The sequence below is a fragment of the Rhodococcus qingshengii JCM 15477 genome (assembly GCF_023221595.1).
GTDB lineage: Bacteria > Actinomycetota > Actinomycetes > Mycobacteriales > Mycobacteriaceae > Rhodococcus_F > Rhodococcus_F qingshengii.
Genome location: NZ_CP096563.1, coordinates 1,019,632 through 1,039,424, shown reverse-complemented (window position 1 = coordinate 1,039,424; position 19,793 = coordinate 1,019,632). Strand labels below are relative to the sequence as shown.

The 19,793-nt window shown below is 63.3% G+C and carries 3 protein-coding genes; 1 reads left to right on the top strand and 2 read right to left on the bottom strand.

From position 1 onward, the window contains the following. Window positions 1-81 precede the first annotated feature (81 nt). On the bottom strand, window positions 82-16,791 hold the full coding sequence (locus M0639_RS04725) for a non-ribosomal peptide synthetase (RefSeq protein WP_064074154.1): 16,710 nt from the start codon (window positions 16,789-16,791) through the stop codon (window positions 82-84). An 85-nt stretch (window positions 16,792-16,876) separates the two neighbouring features. Then, complete coding sequence (locus tag M0639_RS04720) at window positions 16,877-17,461, bottom strand: class I SAM-dependent methyltransferase (RefSeq protein ID WP_064074155.1); 585 nt, start codon at window positions 17,459-17,461, stop codon at window positions 16,877-16,879. A 143-nt stretch (window positions 17,462-17,604) separates the two neighbouring features. On the opposite strand from M0639_RS04720, the gene M0639_RS04715 reads away from it, so the two are divergent. Next, on the top strand, window positions 17,605-19,752 hold the full coding sequence (locus M0639_RS04715) for an MMPL family transporter (protein ID WP_082893156.1): 2,148 nt from the start codon (window positions 17,605-17,607) through the stop codon (window positions 19,750-19,752). Window positions 19,753-19,793: the final 41 nt, after the last annotated feature.

The following is a 19,793-nucleotide window of genomic DNA, read 5'->3' as shown; positions in this document are numbered from 1 at the left end:
AGGCTACCCTTAATGAGGTGAGGGTATCAACACTGTGAGCCCCCGTATAGCGGTCGACCCCACGGAGCGATGCGACGTATGTCATAGTTTCGCCCCCTCGCTCGCGTCATCCCCTTCGGCGGCAACTGCAGCCTCGATCACGTCGACCAACTGACCTGCCCATACGCGGACTGCACCCGCATCGACGCGGTCGGCACGGAACCCGAGAGTTGCAAAGACAGGCCCATCGCCCACCGGCTCGTAAAAACTCAACGTCACATCCGCATCGGGCACTCCCACCGGAATCGGTACGAGAGAACCGAAGTCGCCGAGCCCGTCCAAATCGGCCTGTTGATGATGGATCACCATCACCTGAGGCCTCATGGACGCCGGATTACCCAGTGCCTGCTCGACATACACATATGAGACGTCCTGATTGCTCAGCGCTTCCAGATTGTTTTCCCGGATGCGAGCCAGCAATTCTGCAAACGTCGGACTACCGGACGTATCCGTGCGCAGGAGAACAACATTGAAGAACGATCCGATCATCGGTTCGAGACGGGGATCCGACCTGCCCGCAACCAGTGAACCGATGGGAAGATCGGTACCCGCGCCGGCCTTCGTGAGAACGCTGGCCAGTGCGGCCTGCAGGACCATGAACATACTCGTGCCCGTGCGCGCAGCCAGGGCGTCGATTCCGGCGTGCAGACCCGCGTCGATGTCGACGGCGATCACGTCACCTCGAGGCTCCGAGTCACCTTCCGGCAACGGAAGATTCACACTGGTCGGTATTCCGTCGAGCGCATCCCGCCAATATGCAAGTTGCTTCGACGCTCGGCTGTCGACGTCTCGGGGGTCTCCCAACAGCTCCTCCGACCACACGGTGTAATCGGCGTACGTCAATGCAAGCTCGTCCCAAACCGGTTGATCTCCCTGCGACCGGGCTGCATAAGCAGAGACCAGATCTCCCAACAGCGGCACTACTGACCACTCGTCGACGGCGATGTAGTGCATGACGAGAAGCAGTGTCCTAGAGCCGTCTTCACCGAGCACCAGATGAACCCGCAACGGTGATTGCTCACGCAGATCCATCGGAAGTTGAGCCAGTTCGAACACCACTCGACCCACATCGCCGGCGCCGACATCGACCACATCGACAGTCGGACGCACCGATTCTCTTGCCACGACGATGCCGTCGACCTCGACGAAGGTGGTCCGCAGGGGTTCGTGCCGCGAAGTCACATCGTCCAAGGCGTGCCCGAGAATCTCCGGATCGATCTTCGATTTCAGGGTCAGCGCCAGAGCGTGGCTTGCTTGCGGTTGCGCGCCGGACGCGCGGAACAACTCCCACTGACGACGTTGCGGCGCAGACAGACCCATCGTCTCGGGACGTTTCACCGCCGGCGTCAGGATCGGACGCCCACCTTCCGAACGCGCGACGACGGCCGCCAACTCCGCAACACTCGGCGCGTCGAATACGTCTCGAATACTGACGTCCACGCCGAACGCTTCCCGAATGCGACCGACCAGTTTCATCGAAGCCATCGAATGGCCGCCGAGTTCGAAGAAACTGTCGTGGACTCCGACACTCGGAAGTTGCAGGATTTCCGCGAATGCAGCCGCAACCGTGGACTCCACTGCCGTGCGAGGAGCAACATCACCCGCCAGCTCCGACCAGTCCGGAGTGGGCAACGACTTGCGGTCGAGCTTTCCGTTGGGCGTCAACGGCAGCGGACCGTCAAGGGCGACAACCATGGTCGGAACCATGTAGTCGGGCAACGACACTGCCGCGAGGTTCCGCACTGCCGTCGTGTCGACGACGACACCGGGTTCCGGTGACACGTAACCGACCAGGCGCGTGATTTCGCCCTGCCGATCCGCGACGACCGTTGCCTGCTTCACCGAAGGATGGGCACTGAGAGCTCCGATGATTTCGCCCAACTCGATTCGGAAACCGCGGATCTTGACCTGATCGTCGACGCGGCCGAGGAAGTCGATGTTCCCGTCAGTGCGCCACCGCGCGCGGTCCCCGGTGCGATACATGCGATCGCCCGCGGTGAAGGGATCGGCGATGAATCTCTGTGCCGTCAGATCGAATCGGCCCAGATAGCCTCTCGCCAGGCCGCGTCCCGCGATGTACAGCTCGCCGGATACTCCCGGCGGAACCGGACGGAGTCGATCGTCGAGCACGTACGCCTGTTCGTTGGGGTCAGGGATTCCGATGGGCACGGGACCGTTCCAACCGGGTTCCGCCTGCCACAGTGTGTTGTTCACCGTGGCTTCGGTGAGTCCGTACGCGGCAAGCAAATTCAGCCGCTCCGCCCATCGCCCGATCAGCTCCGGTGGCACCGTCTCGGTTCCGACCAACACGGTGCAGCCCTGCGGCACTTCACATCCTGCCGGCAGAGCGGCCAGCAACGAGGGAGGGATGATCGCGTGGGTGACACGATTGCTCGTCATGAAATCGGTCAGCGCCGGACCGGCAACTCGTGCATTCTGCGGCACGATCACCAGGGTACTGCTCGTGCACAGTGCCATCGCCAGCTCGAATACCGCGACGTCGAAGCCGACCGAAGCGAACTGCATCACCACCGAACCCGGTACCAGTCGCATCCGAACCTCGGCTGTGGCAACAAGACTCGGAATACCGTCATGGGAGAGGACGGCTCCCTTCGGCTTGCCGGTCGATCCCGAGGTGTAGATGACATAGGCAGCGTGGCTGACGCCAACTGGTGGCCGGGGAGTTTCGACGATCACTGCCTCGTCCAGTTCCGCACGGATCAGCGGATCGTCCAGGAGGATTCGCTCGACGCCGACCACATCCTCGATCCGCGAGCTTTCCTCCGCAGTGGACAGAAGTACCGAGGCGCGGGAATCGGTGAGCATGTATGTGATGCGCTCGCTCGGGTGACTCAAATCCAGGGGTAGATACGCGGCCCCCAGCTTGAGCACGGCGAGGACCGACGCGACCATTTCCACCGAGCGCGGGACAGCAAGCCCCACCACGTCTTCGACCGACACTCCGCGGCGATACAGCACGCCGGCGATCCGATCACACTGCTCGGAGAGTTCGCGGTACGTGGCCTGCCCCGCCTCGTCGCGCACCGCAACAGCCTCGGGCGTAGCAACGACTCCACGCGCGAAAGCGTCGTAGAACGTCTCTTCCGGCACGTCGACGGCGGTGTCGTTGAACGAGGTGACAACTTGCTCGAGTTCGCCTGGCAAGAAGATGTCGATGTCGCCGATCTCGATGTCGGCCGATTCCACGACTGCCGCGATCACCGATTCCAATCGGTTCGAAATTCGCTGTGCTGTTTCGCGATCGAAGAGGTCGCTGCCGTATTCGAGTCGGACGTCGATGCAGCCTTCGTCGCCGAGGTACTCGGTGAAGTTGAACACCAGATCGAACTTGGCTGTGTACTCCTCGAGTTCGAACGGATCCCCTCCCATCTCCTCCCGGCTGTGATAGCCGACCATGACCTGGAACAGCGGATTACGTGCCAAAGTACGCGACGGATTGAGGCGCTCCACCACCGTTTCGAAGGGAACGTCGGCGTTGGCGAAGGCCTCGAGATCTCCCTCGCGAACGCGATCCACCAACTCCCGGAACGTCGGATTACCTGACGTATCCGTGCGCAGCACAATCGTATTGACGAAGAAGCCGACCAGTTCGTCGAGTCCCTGCTCACTACGTCCGGCGACGGGAGCGCCGAGGGGAAGGTCCTCACCCGCTCCGAGCGCAGTCAGCAACGCCGCCGACGCCGCGTGCAGAACCATGAACATCGAGCTCCGGCTCTCGCGCGCCAGATCTCGCAGTGCAGCAGTTGTCTCCACGCCCAACCGTGTCACCACTGCACCACCGGAGAAACTCGGTCTGGCCGGTCGACTCCGGTCGGCGGGAAGCAGCAGTTCTTCGGGGGCTCCGTCCAAACTCTTCGCCCAGAAGTCCAACTGCGTGCTCAGGATGCTCGACGGATCGTCGGCGCTGCCGAGTAATTCCCGTTGCCACAGGGTGTAGTCCGCGTACTGAACCGGAAGCGGTTCGAAAATTGGATCTTCGCCCTGGATCCGAGAGGAGTAGGCCGACATCAGATCGCGCAGGAATGGCCGATCGGACCATTCGTCCGTCGTGATGTGATGCAGGACGATCACGACGATTACGGCACCGTCCACCTCGGCACCGTCTACTCGGATCAGACGGGCGCGAATCGGAATCTCGTCAGACAGGTCGAACGGACGACCCACTGCCACGGCAATTTCACCGGCGACACCGGATTCGTCTCGATGAACTGTCTCGACCGGAATCGTCGCCGATTCGAGAATTATCTGCTCCGGCGATCCGTCCACCAACCGGAACACCGTACGCAGGGATTCGTGTCGTTCCACGACGTCGCCGAGCGCCGCGGCGAAGACGTCCGCGTCCAGTGCGCCGTCCAAACGGAGCACGATCGGGAAATTGTAGGCCGCGGAGTTCTCCTCCATCTGTCCGATCAGCCACAATCGCTGTTGAGCGGCAGAAAGAGGAAGGTGGTCCGGCCGCGGCTTCGCTACCAGTACCGGTCGCGTCGATCCCTGCTCGGCCACAATACGTTCCGCAAGTTCCGCCACCGTCGGCGCTTCGAAGAGATCACGCATGGTCAGACTGTTCGGAATGGCGATCCGAGCTCGACTGATCAGCTTGGTGGCCAGAAGCGAGTGCCCACCGAGGTCGAAGAAGTTGTCGTCGACCCCGATATCGCCCACATCGAGTACGTCGGAGAAGAGGTCGCAGAGGACCTCTTCCGTGTGGTTACGCGGTGCGATCGACTCCCCACTCCGCTCCCCCAGCACCGAATCAGCGGTGGGCAGTGCCTTGACGTCGAGCTTGCCGTTGACGGTCATCGGTAGCGTCTCCACCTCGATCACCACGGCCGGAACCATGTAGTCGGGTAGGAGAACTCGCGCCTGCGCGCGGTAGTCGTGCCCGGCGCCGAGTCGCACGGGCGTCACGTAGCCGACGAGCCTCTTGACTCCACCTGCCCCGACGTCGACCACCACTGCCGCTTGCCGCACATGTTCGTCGGATTCGAGAACGGAGACGATTTCGCTCGGCTCGATGCGGTGACCTCTGATCTTCACCTGATCGTCGGTGCGGCCGAGGAAGTCCAGGTTGCCGTCACCGCGTCGCCGCACGAGATCCCCGGTGCGGTACATACGTCCTCCGGTCCCAGCCGGATCTGCGACGAAGCGCTCGGACGTGAGCGCGAAGCGTCCGAGGTAGCCGCGAGCCAAACCGGCTCCGGCAATGTACAGTTCGCCGGCAACTCCATCGGGGACCGGACGCAGCCAGCCGTCGAGAATATGCGCGGCGGTGTTCCAGATCGGTTTGCCGACGGTCGGGGTGTCACTGTCGAACGTTCCGCCACCGAGCGTGTTGATCGTGTATTCCGTCGGACCGTAGAGGTTGTAGCCCACGGTTCCCTCGGTGTCGCGCAGCCTGTTCCACACCGAATCCGGAACGGCTTCACCGCCGAGCAGGACCAACGGCGGGCGGTGGTGTCCCACACCGACGTCGAGAAGCCCGCTGTCGATCAGGTGCGTCGCGTAGGTCGGTGTCACGTTGACGACGTCGATGTCCAGTGCGTCGCAGTATGCAACGAGTGCCTCGGCATCACGACGCAAATCCTCGTCACAAATGTGCACCTCGTGGCCTTCCACGAGCCACAGAAGTTCCTCCCACGACATGTCGAAGGCGAAGGACACGGTGTGCGCGATCCGCAGGCGCCGGCCCGCCGCGGCGATCACGGGTTCGAAAATCGCCTCGCGGTGGTTGAACTGCATGTTCGTCAAGCCGCGGTAACCGGTGACCACGCCCTTGGGCTTGCCGGTCGAACCGGAGGTGTAGATGACGTACGCGGGGTGGTCGAGTCGATGCGGTGCCCCCGGGGCGAATGCTCCGAGTTCCGACGCGGAGAGTGCCCGCGCCGAAATCGTCAGTCTCCTTGCTGCTGTATCGGGTTCGTCGATCACGATAGTGCGGACGTCCGCACCTTCGAACCTCGGTGAGGCCGAAACGGTTGTCAGCAACACGACAGGATCCGCGTCGTCGATCATCACGGCCAACCGTTCGGCCGGATGGTCGAGTTCGAGGGGTAGGTAGGCAGCACCCGTGCGCAATACCGCGAAGAGCGCGACGACCATGTCCACCGAACGTGGTAGGCCAAGAGCGACAATCTTTTCCGGGCCGGCGCCGTAATTGATCAGCAACCGCGCCATCCGGTTGATCTCGCCGTCGAGATCGGCGTAGGTCATCCGGCGCTTCCCGAACACGAGTGCCGTGTCGTTCGGTTGCGCCGACGCGACTTCTTCGAACAGGTCGGCAATGGTGCGCTCCGGCAACTCCCGGATCTGCGTCTGCTGCGCTACTGCGGGAACCGGAGACGCAACAACCGATCCCGCCATGTCCTGCGACCAACTCTGCAGCAGGTCGACGAAGTGACGCAGTAGGTCCTCGGCCCGGCGCGCGGTCACCAGATGCGGATGGAACTCGAACTTGACGTTGACGGTGGCACCCGGTGTGACCACGACGGTCAGCGGATAGTGCGTGTGATCGATACTGTCGCTTCCACTCACGTCGTGAGCGGCGTTGAGCGCGTGGACTTGCCTCTCGTCCACGAAGTTCTGCAGGACCATCAGCACGTCGAAGAGTTGACGATGCTCGGAAACACGCTGGATCGATGCCAAACCGAGGTAGTCGAAAGGCATCAGCGAAAGTCGATCCGCCTGTGTCCGACGAAGAAGTTCCTCGACGCTCTCGTTCGGATCCAGTTGCAGCCGAACGGGAACGGTGTTGAGGAACATTCCCACCACGGTGTCGATTCCCGGTACCTCCGGTGGCCGTCCGGCAACCGTGGAGCCGAAGACGACGTCCTGTCGACCGGTGGCCGACGCCAGCACGAGGGCCAGCGCTGCATTCAGTACCGTGTTGAACGTGACGCCGGACGCGGCAGCGCGCTCACGCAACGCACGCGAAAGCGTTTCCGACAGAACCGCATCGCGGCGATCCGGAAGCTGAACTTCGACGCCGGGCATCGACTCGGCAACAAGCGTCGGCTCCTCGAGTCCTGCGAGCGCTCCGCGCCACCCCTCGTCGGCGGCTGCACCGTCGCGATCGGCCAACCAGGCGAGGTATGTCTCGAACGACCCCTCGGGTTCGCCGAATGCGCTGTCGTCGCCGCCGGTATCGTAAAGCGCCAGAAGCTGACTGACGACAAGGCCGTTGGACCAGCCGTCCCACAGCAGGAACTGCCTGTTGATCACCAGACGATCCTGGCCGCCGGGCAGATGCAGCACACTCATACGCCACAGCGGCGGCGCGGTCAGGTCGAATGGCGTCACTCGGTCTTGGGCGGCGACGGCCTCGGCACGCTCACGAGCAACCGAGTCGTCGAGTTCACGGAGATCGTGGACGATGACCGGAACATCGAGTCCAGCGCTGAAGAACTGCACCGGCTCGTTCAGCCCTTCGCTCACGAAACCCGCTCGCAACGTGGGATTTCGTCGTTGAAGTGTCCGGGCGGCCGCAGCCAACCTGTCGACATCGAGGGTGTGCCCGAAGTCCATCGAGAACTGTGCCGTGTAGATGTCCCCACCACTGCTGCTGTCGCTGCTGCCCGCGTAGCCGGCTTGGAAGTACAGGCCTTCCTGCAACGGTGAGAGTGGGAGGATGCTGCTGACACCTGCCGGACTCGCATCGGCTATCGCGTCGATCTCGGCCTGACTCAGGTCGAGCAACGTCACATCGTACGGGGTCAGAATGGGAGGCCCGGCGTGACGCGCGGCCGCAGCCGCCAGATCGCCGAGGGCCGAAACCCAGCCGTCGGAGAGTGACTGCGCGTCCTCCTCGGACAAATCTTCACTTGCCCAGGCAAACTCGGCGCGGAGCCCCGAATCCACGCTGACGACATTCACGATCAGTCGGTACGGGCCTCCCATGTCTGCGTCGGGATCGGTGGACAAGGCTTCGGATTCCGCTGCCAAGGACCATGCTGTCGATCCAGCTGTCGTCGTACGTCCGAGATAGTTGAACAGGATCTGAGATTCGGAGCGCCCCGCCAATGTCGATGCCGTGCGGGCATTCACGTATCGCAGCATCCCGTAGCCGATACCGCCGTCCGGAGCCGCCCGCAGGCTCTCCTTCACCTCGCGTAGCGTGTCCACCGGGTCGATTCCGCCGTGCAGCCGCATCGGGGCAATCGTGGTGAACCAGCCGACTGTTCGCGACAGATCGATGCCCGCCACCAACTCCTCGCGGCCGTGCCGTTCGAGATCGACCAGCAATTCGTGCTCACTGCGGCCGGTGGAGCGGCGCCAGCGATCGACGGACATCGTCAGCGCTGCCAACAGAACATCCGTTCCCTCGGCACCCACCATTGCCGCAACCGATCCAAGTGCTGCCTCGGAGATTGCTCCGTCCACCGTGACCGTGCGCCTCGAGCCTCCGGATACGACGGCATAGCCCGCGGCGTCGGGGATCAACTGCGCGCCCGGAGCGGTCACGGTCAGCCAGTGATCGAGTTCGGCGAATCGATGAGCACTGTATGCGTGTTCGGCCACCGTACGGGAGAAGGTACGCAGCGAAGTTCCGACGGCATCCAGTGCGGCGGGCTCTCCGGCTTCGACTGCCACCCAGGCCATCGCGAGATCCTCGAGCACGGTTCCCCAGGAAACCCCGTCCACGACCAGGTGGTGCGCGACTATCGCGAGTCTGCCCAGACTCTCAGCGCCGCAATCGAACCAGACCACCGAGACCATCCGCCCTGCAGACGGATCCAATCGACTGGTCGCAGTTTCAGAGTGCTCAGTGACGAGTCTTCGCAACTCGGAGTCATCCAGTCCCCGAGCATCAACGCGTTCGACCAGGTTCGCTGCCCGGACACTACCGGGTTCCTCGATCCGCGCCGACCACATCCCGCGGTCATGTCGGATCAAGGTTTGGCGAAGTCCGTCGTGGTGATCGAGCACGGCCTGCAATGCGCCGGTGATCGAACCGAGAGATGTTGCCGGAGAGTGGATCAGAACTGCCTGGTTGAAGCGGTCGGTACCACCCGTCCATTCGGACAAGCGGTGAACCACCGGCAGCGGAACCAGCTCACCCACGCCGATGTCGGCCGTGACGGTGGCATCCGAGGTGGCGACATCACCCACCGCTGCAGCGATCGCAGCGGGAGTGCGCAATTCGAAGATCTGACGCGGGGTCAGCACTACCGAATCACGACGAGCCAGGTTGACCAGTCGGATCGCCAGGATACTGTCGCCGCCGAGAGTGAAGAAATCGTCGCGCACCCCGACACGGGGCAGTCCGAGAACCGTCGCGAAATGCCCGGCGAGGAGGTCTGCAACGCCCGAGGAAACCACTCCCGTCAAGTCGCCCACCTGTGCCGCAAAATCCGGTGCAGGTAGTGCTTTTCGGTCGAGCTTGCCACTCGGGCTCAGCGGCAGCGACTCGAGCCGCACGAAGGCACTTGGCACCATGAACTCCGGTAGCACTGACAACAACTGAGCTCGAACCGCAACATCATCAGCATCTCCGACCAGGTAGGCGACCACCTGTGCGCGGTTGCTCGGACCGTCGGTTCGGACGATCACGGCACTTGCCGTGACTCCGGGGCACAGCGCCAATTGCGCGTCGATTTCGCCGAGTTCGATTCGGAATCCACGAACCTTCACCTGCTCGTCGGCACGGCCGAGGTACTCGAGAACGCCGTCGGCATTCCACCGCACGATGTCACCGGTCCGGTACATCCGCGAGCCGCCGTCGCTGTACGGATTCGCCACGAATCGTTCGGAGGTCAATCCCCCACGTCCGTGGTAACCACGCGCCAGTTGTGGCCCTGCCAGATAGAGCTCACCGGTGGCACCGGCCGGGACGTTCTGCAGGTAGGGATCGAGAACCAACAGGCCGGTGTTGGCGGCAGGTGCGCCGATCGGGACGCTGACGGCGTCTGCCGGAGTTTCCTGCACCGACGGTTGCCAACTGACGTCGACGGCGGCCTCGGTGGGGCCGTAGAGGTTGTCCACCAGAGTATTCGGCAGGATCTCGGCGACCTTGCGTGCAACGTGAACGGGCAGTGCCTCACCGCTGCAGTTGACGATCTCGAGCGAAGAGCACAGTGCTGCTTTCGGCTCCGCGAGAAACACGTCGAGCATCGACGGAACAAAATGCACTCGGGTCACGGAATGTTCGACGATGACGTCGGCCAGATAGCCAGGGTCCTTGTGCCCGTCCGGCTCGGCCATCACGAGAGTTGCCCCCACCAGGAACGGCCAGAAGAATTCGGGAACGGAGACGTCGAAGCTCGACGGGGTCTTCTGCAGCATCCGGTCGGAGACGTCCATCGGACGTATCTGCTGTGCCCAGAGCAATCGGTTGACCACACCCTCGTGGTTGACCACAACGCCTTTGGGGCGACCGGTCGAACCCGAAGTGTAGATCATGTACGCGGCATCCGCGGGCGATCCTGGGACACTCAGCGGATCGGCGGGGAACTGCGCCGACTCCGATACCGTCACCCGCGGAACCGAACCCGAATCGAGTGAAGAATCTTCCGACACCACGACGCACACAGGATCGGCGTCACCCAGCATGTACGTCAGCCGCTCCGCCGGGTAGCCGGTGTCGAGGGGAACGTATGCTCCCCCGGCCTTCCCGATGCCGAGTATCGCGACCATCAGATCAAGAGAGCGAGGCAAGGCCACCGCTACCAACGATTCGCGTCCGACGCCACGTTCGCGCAGCAGATGCGCAAAACGATCAGCGCGAGAGTGAAGTTCGGCGTAGGTCAACGACTCTTCACGGAAGATCACTGCGGTGGCTTCGGGCGTACGCCCGGCTTGATCCTTCAGCAGCTCGGTCAGCGTTGCGCGCGGCCGATCCAAGGCCGTGCCGACGCTCCCCGGCTGTGCGGGTGCCAGCGCGATCCGGCCGATGACCTGATCGAGATCGCGCGAGAGCTCGGTGAGTACGACTGCGAGAGTTTCGGCCAGCGACGCAGCGGCGTCGCCGTCCACCTGAGCAGCGTCGTACTTGAGCTCCAACGCCAATCGATCGCCGGGGACGACGATCAGGGTCAACGGGTAGGCCGGTCGCTCGTCGAATCGAATTCCCGTCAGTCGCACCGAGTTCGTCGGATCAGCGATTGCCGTGTCACCGAGTGGATAGTTCTCGAACACGACGAGTGATTCGAAGTCCTGCTCCAGTCCGCCGGTCCGTCGCAGTTCGGGTAACCCCAGGTACTGATGGTCGAGTAGTTCCGATTGTTCCCTCTGCCAACGGGAAAGCGCTTGCGCGGCTGTCTCTGCCGGATCGAACCGCAACCGAGCCGGCACGGTGTTGATGAACAAGCCCACCATGGACTCGATCCCGGGCAGGTCTCCACCGCGTCCCGATACGGTCGATCCGAACAGCACGTCTGTTCGGCCGGTCATTCGGCCGAGCACCAGCCCCCAGGCGCCGTGCACGAGCGTACTCAGCGTCAGGCCATGGGAGCGTCCGTTGATCGCCAGTGCGCGAGTATCACTGTCGGACAGCTCGACTCGGGTGGCACAGACGCCGCTGCTGCCCGCGCTCGGCGCGGGAAGTTCGACCGCGGGCCCGGGAGAGTTCAGCGCTTCTCTCCACACCGCTGCCGAGGCCTCGTGATCGTGGCCGGCCAACCATTCGAGATAGCTGCGGTACGGCGCCGGAGTCGGGAGCACCACGCCGGAGTCGCCAACGCTGTACGACGCCATCAGCTCCCGCAGCATCACCGGAACCGACCATCCGTCTGCGACCGCATGGTGAATCGACTGCAGCAGAAGGTACTTCTCCGAAGAGGCACGGACAAGCGTGTAACGGACGAGCGGCGGTTGCGCCAGGTCGAACCCGCGCGCGCGGTCGGCGGAAAGCAGTTCATCGACATCGGCGCCGGCCACCTCGACTACCGCCATCTCCACGACAGCGCTCGGGTGCACCACCTGCACGACCCGGCCGTCACCCAGGACCGAGAATCCGGTGCGCAGCGCCTCATGCCGATCGACGACGGATTGCAGCGCGCGGCGCAACGCCGCACTGTCCACGGCGCCGGTCAGTTCCACAACCTGTTGCACGACATACTGATCGGCCCCCGGATCGGCAAACGCCGAATGGAAGTAGATCCCTTCCTGCAGCGGAGTGAGTGGGAGAATCTCTTCAGCCTTCGGTAACCCGTCCACGTCTGCCTGAGCGAGCGCCACCAGAGGGTAGTCCGAGGGTGTGGCTCCGCCGAAGGCTGCGAGCCCGGACACGGCCTCGAGCGAGTCCAGCCACAACCGCGCAAACCTGTCGATGTCGCTACGCAGGAAGATGTTCGACGCCCAGGTCAGGGTGGCTCGCAGTCGTGGTCCACCGGCGGCGTCCTCGGCTACGACGTCGACAGACAACGCGTGTCCCAGCGGCATGGACGGATCGGCAGCACCGTCCATCGACACCGGGAACCAGTCCCCCTCCGCTGCAGCAGTACGTCCCAGGTAGTTGAGCACCACCTCCGGCGCTGCGACGCTACCCAACTGATCCGAGCTGCCCAGGTATCGCAATGCTCCGTACCCGAAGCCGGCGTTGGGGACGCGTCGAAGTTGCTCCTTGACGCTCTTGAGAACCCCCGCCAACTCGCCGCTCGCTTCGAGATCCGGAGCGGCTGTACCGATCTCGAGCGCCACCGGGAACACTGTGGTGAACCATCCGACGGTACGAGTCAGGTCGACGTGCGCAGCGCCGTCACCGCGAACGATGTCCTCGTCGCGTCCGTGCCCCTCCAGGTCGATCGTCACCGATCCGGCACCGCTCCAACGGGTCAGCGCCACGGCAAGTGCGGTGACCAGCACTTCGCTCACATCGGCTCCGAACGCCCGTGGGACACTGCCCAACAGCTGATCTGCAAGTTCTGGAGGTAGGGTGATCGACCGCGCTGCAGCGGTGCGCGCGAGGTCAACTGCCGGGTCGAGTGCCCGACGGCCGAGAGATGCCCGTTGTGCGGACGTCACCGAGTCCCAGAACTCGATTTCCGAGTCCAGTCGCCCGGCTCCGACCGCCTCCGAGACGAGTTCGGCGTACCTTCGCACCGACGTGCCGACCGGAGCGAGTGCGGGTTCGTCGCCATTCATCGCTGCGATGCCGGCGCGCGCGAGGTCCTCGAGGATGATGCGCCACGAGACGCCGTCGACCACCGCGTGGTGGATGACCAGCAACAGCCGTCCGGGACCGGTCACAGGGCGGAACAGAACAGCGCTGACCATCGTGCCGTCGGCTGGATTCAGACGGCCGACAGCTCGCTCGGTCTCGGCGACGATCAACGGTCCGCATTCTTCGAGCGGTGCCGGTAGTGCACGGGTCTCGAAGACCACAGCCGCTTCGTTTGTCTCCGGAACAAGCAGCGTTCCTTCGGAAGTCAACGTCCCACGAAGTGCATCGTGGCGCGCCACCAGGGCGTCGAGCGCCGACTCGGCGTGCTCGGAGGTCAAAGCTGACGGGGTCTGAATCAGCGCTCGCTGGTGGAAGGTTCGTACTGCGTCCGACACTCCGAGAACCTTGGCGGCAATCGGCGTCGTGGCTACGTGGCCGATCGGTTGGTCCGCGTGGTCGACGATCTCAGCCACTCGGGAGGACTGGGCACGCGCCATAGCCTCGGCGGTGCGCAGTTGGAACACCTCGCGAGGACTGATCGACAAACCGGCAGCACGAGCCGCGGTCACGAGTGAGATCGCGACGATGCTGTCGCCGCCCAGTGCAAAGAAGTCGTCGGTAACGCCGACCGAATCGAGGCCGACTGCCGACGCAATCAACGTGCAGAACTGTTGTTCGACTTCGTTTCTCGCAGCGACATGTGCACTCAGTTCGGCGAGATCGGGCTCGGGTAGCGCGCGACGGTCGAGTTTGCCGTTTGCCGTGAGCGGAAACTTGTCGAGGACGGTGACGGTGGTCGGGACCATGTAGTCGGGCAGCTTGCTCGCAGCCCACTCGCGAAGCTCACGTGAGTCGATCGCGAGGTTTGTCCCCGACGCTGCGCTCACGTAGGCGGCGAGATACTTTGCACCTGTTGGTGCTTGGCGCACCAGAACTGCCACGTGACGCACTGCGGGGTGCGAAATCACGGCGGCTTCGACATCCTCGAGTTCCAGGCGCATGCCGCGGATCTTCACCTGATTGTCCGTGCGTCCGAGGAAGTCGAGGGTGCCGTCGGCGGTCCATCTGGCCAAGTCACCGGTGCGATACATGCGGGATCCGGCCAGATCACCTGAGACGAAGGGATCCGCGACAAAACGAGATGCGGTCAGTGCCGAAGCACCCACGTATCCGCGTCCCAGCAGGAAGCCCGCGGCGTAGAGTTCGCCGCCGGTGCCGATCGGAACCGGCTGCAAGTCGCCGTCCAACACGTACAGACGAGTGTTGGGGTTCGGGCGACCGATGGATGTGGCGATTCGTTCCGCCTCCTCGCGGTAGATCACATGGGAGACACCGATGGTCGCTTCGGCCGGGCCGTAGCCGTGATACAGCGTCGTGGACAGTTGATCGCGGAACCGATCGAAGAGTTCAGGCGTGAGAACCTCACCGCCGCACCACACGTGCTTCAACGAATCGAGCTGATCGGTCCCGTTCGCCAGATCCAGAAGGATGTCGAGCATCGACGAGACCAGGTAGACGAAAGTGACCGATTCTCCGGCGATCAGGTCGAGCAGGTATTGCGGGTCGCGTTCCCCCTCGGGCTTCGCGATCACCAATCGACCGCCGGAGACGAGCGGGAGCAGGATCTCGTTGATCGAGATATCGAACGAGAGTGGGGCTTTGAACAAGGAGGCATCGCCGGACCCGAACCCGAGAATCCGCTCCCGCTGCCACAGCAACCTTGCGCAGATTGCCTCGTGGCGGATCATGGCGCCCTTCGGACGTCCGGTCGAACCGGACGTGAAGATGACGTATGCGAGTTGGGCACCGTGAATACGAATGTCGGAGGTCATCGTCTCGGACAGGTCCGAGGGCCCGTCCTCGTACGCCCACGCGGAGAGATCGACCGGAACGGAGTCGTCTACACCGTCCGAGGTGAGCACCAGTGTGGCGCCCGCGTCGGCAAGTACCGATTCGCGGCGTTCGGCAGGCCATGACGGATCCAGTGGCACGAAGGCACCACCGGCACACATGACGGCCAACAACCCCACCACCATCTCGGCGGATCTCGGAAGCCCGATCGCCACAACGGTTTCGGTCGCGACACCGCGAGAGATCAAGTGCGCGGCGAGCTGTGATACCCGACTTTCGAGTTCGCCGTACGTCAGCCGGACGTCCCCGTCGACCACGGCGACAACGCTCCGATCGACAGAGAAGCTGCTGCGCAACAAATCCGGCACCGTCGTGACGGGCTGCGGCTCTGCGGTGTCGTTCCACCCGTGGAGCACGAGTTCTCTCTCCGCGAGCGACATGGGGTCGAGTGCCGAGATCGGAAGCTGCGGCTCTGCTACGAATCGATCGAGGAACTGTTCGATTCTGGCGGTGTGATCGGCCAACTCCCTGTCGAATCCGGCCGGGGCGCGGACGTCGATCTCGATCGGCTCCCCGTCCTGACCACCGCGCACACTCAGATCCAGGTCACTGACTCGACCGGTTACCGAATTACGCACGCGCACCGGGCATCCGCCGAAGGTGAGTGTGTGTTCGAACATCATCGAGTTGATGCCGGGACCGAAGACCTGACGGTCGGGATCGATCGCCCGAATGTCGCGAGCGAGATCCTCACCTCGGTAGCGCCCGTGCTTGAGAATCGAGACCAGGGCGGTGTCGAGACGAGTTGCCAACTGGCCGATGGTTTCCGAGCGTTCTACCCGAATACTCAGCGGCAAAATCGTCGACGCCATCGAAGGAGTGCGACGCATGTTGCGCCCCACCCGAGCGGCCATCGGTACCGAGACGACAACGTCGTGCTTTCCGGTGGTTCGTGCGATGTACGCGATCAGCGCCGCCATGGGCAGGCGAGTTCGTCGAATCCCGGCGTCGGCCGCATAGCGGTAGAGCTGTGCCGCGCGATCAGCGTCGAGCGTGAGTATCGCCGAGATCGGCGGCAGCGAATCATCCACCTGCCCATGCAGAATCCGCGTCGCTTCCGGTCCCGATTCAACGCGTTCGACCCAGTACTGACGGTCGGTCTGGAATCGCGGAGAGTTCCGGTAATCCAGATCGGCTGCAACCACGGCGTCGAGTGACCACTGCGGCGCGGCAGTCCCGAGATTCGGATCGTCGTATCGCTCGGCGACGTCGGCGACGATGAGCGAGATGCCGTACCCGTCGACCACGCTGTGGTGATAGCGCTGATACCAGATGACTCGGTCGTCAGCGGTCAGCAGAAGCACCTGGCGGAACAGCAGATCGTCCGGACCGAAGACCCGAGCCATGTCGGTGTCCATCCACGACTGCGCAGTCGAATCGGGATCCGCCTCGGCCCGAAGGTCGAGAATTTCCACGTCCCAGCGCGCATCCGGAATCGGCACCTGGATCAGCTGGTTGTCGGCATCGACCTCGAAGTGCACGAACAGCGCTTCGACGCGTCCGACGCTGGCCTCGATCGCCGCTGCCGCGCGCTCGATGTCGATCGTGCCGTCGACCTCGACGACAAGTCCGATGTTGTAGACCGGACTGCTCGGATCGACGTTCTGAGCAACCCACACCTCACGCTGAGCGGCCGTCGCCGGGAGCGCTGCGTCCAGATCGGCACCGCCCGATACCGCCGGGTGAGCTACCTGAGAGTGGTCAGACATCAAGAATCCGATCATCGTCGTTCATGCTCATCGAACGACGAACACCCTCGCAAGTTTAGGGTAGGCTACCCAGGAACGTGAAGGTGCGCTCCCGCCCTGGTCAGACCTGTTCCCACGGACCGAATTCGAGCAAAACGTCAATTGCTGTCTTACCGTCTTGCGGCCGAACGACATGTTCGAGGGCATAGACCCTCGATCCCTCCGCAGCGCGAGTGAGATCGGAAATACCGGGCAGAATGGTCGGTTCGGGTGGACCGCCCACACCACGATGGAAGTTCTCGATGGAATGCCCCAAATAGAGGACCCGTCCGCCGGGCGTCAGCCACTCCCCGACGCGCTTCAAGGTTGCGGCCAGATGGTCGACCTCGAGGTGAAGAAAGCTGACCAACACCAGGTCGACCAGCCCTTCCGGCTGCCACTCGGTCGCGTCGCCGACTTGCCAGTCGACAGCCTTGTCCCCGTCACTCGCCCGTGCCAGATCGATCGCCACCGACGAGTAGTCGACCGCAGTCACCGACCAACCTTGCCCAGCCATCCACCGCGCGTGACGGCCGTCGCCGCAGGCCAGATCGATCGCGGTGCCCGGTCTCAGATCGGAAATTCTTGTTGCGACGGTTCCCGCCGGGTCGACTCCCCATGGCTCCGTCACCGCTCGGTATCGCTCGTCCCAGTCGCGTGCGTCCATGATTGCTCTCCCATATCCGTTTCACCGTTTCAGATCGGACGGTGCCCCCAGCAGCATAGAGAACCCTCGAATGTGACAGATCGATACCCCTAGGGGTATACAGGTGACGGACAGGAATACCCCCACCCGTATCAGGAGTGAAGATGTCAGCGACCAGAACAGTCACCGCGGACCCACCCACCCGAGCCGACGGCATACTTGCGCGTCTCGGTCGATCGATGGCGACTCACACCCGCCTCGTCGTCGGCGTCTGGTTGATCGCGTTGATCGCACTCGGCGCCGCAGCACCCAGCGTCTTCACCTCCCTGGCCGGCGCGGGTTGGCAGGCAAACGGATCCGAATCCGTGCAAATTCGCGAGTTGGCCGAGCAGCATTTCGGTGGAAATTCCTCCGCCGCAGTACAAGTGGTCGTTCACTCGGATTCTCTACCCATCACGGATCCGTCGATGCAGCAAACCCTGGCCGCGGCAACGGAAATCTTTTCCGCGGACCCTCGCTTCGGCGAAGTGATCGCCCCGCAGCCCGGTATGACCATCAGCCCGGACGGACATACCGGCATCATGGTCGCGGGCGCCAACGCGAGTACCGACGAGATGGTCAGCGCGGTAGACGAACTCGGCAAGAAGCTCACGGGCTTGTCCACCGACACGATCGAGGTGTACCCGACGGGTGCGTCGGCGTTGTGGAGCGATTTCAACAAGGCCAATCACGAAGCCATGATCAAAGCCGAAATGATGTCGTGGCCCGTCACTCTCGCGATCATGGTGTTGGCCTTCGGCTCCCTGGTTGCCGCGGGTCTACCACTACTGCTGACGCTTGCGGGCCTGGTCGCTTCGGCGGGCGGGCTTGTAATCCTCAACGAGATCACGCCGATTTCCGTGTGGGCCATGAACTTCGCGATGATGTTCGCTCTCGCGCTGGGCATCGACTACGCACTCTTCCTCGTCGCCAGGTTCCGGGATGCATTGCGAGCCGATCCGGATCCAAGGGCCGCCGTGGCTCAAACCATGGACACCGCCGGCAAGGCTGTGGTCCTTTCCGGCCTCACAGTTCTGGTCAGTTTGTCTGCGGTTCTCATCGTTCCAGCCCCGGCCGTACGCACGATGGCTGTCGGAATCATGCTCGCTGTGATCTTCGTTCTCGCCGCAACACTCACCCTGTTGCCTGCCGTGCTCGGCAGGATCGGCGCGAAGGTCAACGGCGGTTCTCTACCGTATGCAAAGCGCCAGCAGCACCGCTCCCCGATGTTCGCAGGTTGGGCATCATTGCTGCACAAGCACCCGTGGCCATTCGGCTTCGGCGCCTTACTCATCCTGATCGCACTCGTTGTTCCGGTCTTCGGACTGAAGGTGGCAATGCCCTCCATCGCCGTGGTTCCCGAGGACGCCCCGGTTCGCCAGGGCTATGAACTGGTGCAGCAGCAATTCGGGGACGGCGCCCCGGGGATGTTGCAGATCGTCACGTCCGCCGACGATGCAGCCGACACCTCACGAATTGCCATGAGCGTTGACGGCGTGGCCATGGTCACCCCAGCGCAACAAGCTGCCGACGGGTCCGATCTTGTTATGCTGCAAGCAGTTCCCACCGTCGACCCGTCAGATCCTGCGATGGAAACCATCCTTGCCGACCTTCGGTCGCAACTGCCGGAATCGGCGCTCGTCGGCGGCGCTCCGGCCGAAAATCTCGACCTTCAGCAGGCACTCGACGACTACCTTCCCATCGTCGTGGTCGTGATTCTGACGCTCGGATTCCTGTTGCTGCTGATCGCCCTCCAGGCGCCTTTGATCGCCTTGATCGGCACGCTGGTCAGCCTGCTGTCCACTGGGGCCGCATTCGGAATCGCGAAGCTGATCTTCCAGGACGGTCACGGAGCAGGCCTACTCGGCTTCACCCCCCAGGGTTTCCTCAACGGGTGGGGTCCGGTCTTCTTCTTCGCCATGATCTTTGCGATCGCGATGGACTACACCGTATTCCTGCTTTCGAGTGCCAAGGAGCACTACGAACGCACAGGCGACCCCGCGATCGCACACATCGACGGCCTCGCGCATTCGGGTCGGGTCATTGCGGCGGCAGCAGCGGTGATGGTTGCGGTCTTCTTCACTTTTGCGCTCGCAGATCCCTTGCCACCCAAGGAAATGGGCATCATTCTCGGCGTAGCTGTCCTCCTGGACGCAGTGCTCGTCCGCTTGGTGCTGCTGCCCGTTCTCCTACGCCTCACCGGCCGGGCAGCCTGGTGGGCGCCGGCATGGCTGCGTCGCGTCCTGCCGAACATCAGCTTCTCGCATGGCTGATCGTGTACCCGACATCACTGTCCTACTGATACCCCCAGGGG

Excerpts from the sequence above, each read along its gene's own strand:
- M0639_RS04715 (WP_082893156.1), top strand. The coding sequence starts at position 17,605 with ATGTCAGCGACCAGAACAGTCACCGCGGACCCACCCACCCGAGCCGAC.
- M0639_RS04725 (WP_064074154.1), bottom strand. The coding sequence starts at position 16,791 with ATGATCGGATTCTTGATGTCTGACCACTCTCAGGTAGCTCACCCGGCG.
- M0639_RS04720 (WP_064074155.1), bottom strand. The coding sequence starts at position 17,461 with ATGGACGCACGCGACTGGGACGAGCGATACCGAGCGGTGACGGAGCCA.